The organism is Nocardia sp. NPDC003979, assembly GCF_053605015.1.
Map to the genome: position 1 here is coordinate 1 of NZ_JBSGIJ010000051.1, position 1,280 is coordinate 1,280.

Here is a 1,280-nt window from a genome sequence, read left to right on the forward strand (position 1 = left end):
CTGCATGTTGATTCCGAGCAGATGAAGAAGCTCACCACCGGTTGCGAGGACTTCCTCGCAGACATTCAAGGCTTGATCGCCGCGGCAACCAGAGGTGAAAACTTTCCCAAGTTCACGTGGACCTATGACAACAAGGCCGAAGGTCGAAACCACGGGAATGTCAAACACAGAATCACCACCCTGGGCAGCATGCAGATCCTCTACGACAAATTCGAGCGGAAACGTGTCGTGGAGCTCGTCGACATGCTGAAAAACCATCGAGCCATCGTCACCACCATGGGTGAAACCTTCAATGCCGCCAACAAAAAGTACCTGAACACCGACCAGGCGAGCGGCAACGCCTTCGGGTCGACCGGCCGGTCGACCGACCACTGGCCGAACATCTGGAAAGAGCATTCCACCGGGACCTACGACTGGAAAACAAAAGACCCGCTGGCCAAGAAACCCGGTGACGGCGTCAGCTTCGACGACAGATTCAAAAGCTATATCACCGGCCATATCGAAGCCGGTAACGAATTCTCCTTCATTGATTTCGCCAACATCGCCGAGATGATCGGCACCCAGAACGGCAACACCTTCTGGCTCGCGGGTCAATGGCGCGCACTCGCCGGCATCTGGCACAACTCCGTGCAAACCTTCACCGACACCGTCGGCTACGTCTTCAAGAACCAACACTGGCAAGGCCTCGGCGCCGACCGCGCCGTCGCCTTCCTCGAACGCTACCTCCAAGCCACCGACACTCTCGAACGCGGCATCATGGGCATGTCCAACCTCATCGGCGACGTCGCCAACTTCAATGCCTTCGTCTGGAAACACCTGCCCCGCTACGACCAATTGACATTCACCACCGACGGCGAAGCCGACACCGTCAACGGAGATGACGCCGCCGCACGCCTACCCGGGGTCATCGGCTTCTGGGACGGAGGCGACAGCACAAGCAACAACAAAGGCTACCGGGCAGGCATGCAACAACTCGTCGGCTACCTGCCCCTGTTCACCGACCCCAACAAACTCGCCGGAGCCAGCGGCGACCTCCCCGGCACCTACAACTACATCAAACCCTCCGGCGACCCCAACAACAACGGCGGAAACAACAACAAAGACAAAGACACCGGAAACAGCGGCGGAGGCGGCGGCGGAAATTCATCCACCGGACCCACAAACAAAACCGACAAAGAAGCCAACGGCGGCAAAGGCTCCGGCGGCACCCCACCACCCACCACCGGCGGACCCACCGGCACCAACACCACCGGCCAACCAACCGGCAGCCCCGCCGGACA

General features: G+C 59.5%; 1 pseudogene. It reads left to right on the top strand.

Features of this window, described 5'->3' with window-relative positions:
• Positions 1-21: 21 nt before the first annotated feature.
• Positions 22-1,280: pseudogene (locus ACWEVR_RS33980) on the top strand (hypothetical protein); the annotation flags it as partial.